1 protein-coding gene is annotated in these 1,181 nt (G+C 26.8%); it reads left to right on the forward strand.

The genetic code is table 11. The features are described 5' to 3' along the window. Positions 1–225: 225 nt before the first annotated feature. Positions 226–1,080: a hypothetical protein gene (locus BUB34_RS12885; protein ID WP_073127884.1), complete on the forward strand. Its 855-nt coding sequence runs from the start codon at positions 226–228 to the stop codon at positions 1,078–1,080. Positions 1,081–1,181 lie beyond the last annotated feature (101 nt).

Raw genomic sequence — 1,181 nt, forward strand, 5'->3', positions numbered from 1 at the left:
ATATCAAGCAAAACCAGTTGGAGCAAGGCAACTGTAAGCAGGGTATTAAACGGACTTTATGATTAGATTCTAGAAAAATCTACAACATGAATTGTTGTAGATTTTTCTATTTTAGGTATAATTTAATATAAGTATATTTTTAGAAGCTGCAACTATAAAAAAGCACTTCAAAAATACTTTAAAAGGAGTGTGATTTTTTATACATTCTAAAATAGGAGGTATAATATGGGGGTAAGTATTAAAAATTATAGTTTACTTTGTAATCAAGGTACATCTAAATTCAATGAAGATGTAGTTGGAGTGACCCCTTTTGGAGCATGGGTATTAGATGGTGCAACCGGTTTAAATAAGAAGAACCTAGTATCTAATAGTAGCGATGCAAGATGGTATACTCAGTGGTGGAATAAATATTTACATGAGAATATAAGTAAAAATGAAACACTGAAAAGTATAATCCTAAGAGGTGTAAAACAAATAAAAAAAGAATATTTATCAAATCTTAGATGTGAAAAGATAGAAAAATTAGATTTCCCTTCAAGTTCTATAGTTGTTGTTAAGTTTTATGAAAACAAAATAGAATATTTATTGTTAGGAGATTGTGGATTATTTATAAAAAACTGTGATAAAAAAATTATAAAGGATAGATCTGTGTGTGATCTTGATGATATGGTTTTTGAAAAAATGAATGATTTACCTAATTTAAGATATATGAGTTTTGAAGAAATAAAAGAAAGTGTAATGGATGTAATAATTGACAATAGACTAAAAAAAAATATTGATGGGGGATATTGGATTTTAGAATTTGATGAAAGTGCAATTGAAAATTCATTAAACGGATATATAGAGATAACGGAAGATACTAAACTAATGCTGACTAGTGATGGTTTTACATGTTCTTGTGATAGATATAACATTGTAGAGGAAGATAATCTTATTGATATATGTGAAAAGTTTGGGATAGAGTATGTATATAGCAAACTAAGAGAATTTGAAGAAAACGATTCTAATGGTATTGAAGTTCCGAGATTTAAAGTTAAAGATGATGCATCTTGTGCTTATTTAGATATTTATATTGACTAAATAATATTAGACCAGCTAGTTAAAGTCAACAGTTTTTAAAAATATTTTATAATTATGTTTTTTCGTATAGCAAATAAACCATCAAATATACACGAATTTTT

Origin of the sequence: Asaccharospora irregularis DSM 2635 (genome assembly GCF_900129815.1) — a bacterium.
Taxonomy (GTDB): Bacteria; Bacillota; Clostridia; order Peptostreptococcales; family Peptostreptococcaceae; genus Asaccharospora; species Asaccharospora irregularis.

Coding starts and splice junctions, on each gene's coding strand:
- BUB34_RS12885 (WP_073127884.1), top strand. CDS start 226: ATGGGGGTAAGTATTAAAAATTATAGTTTACTTTGTAATCAAGGTACA.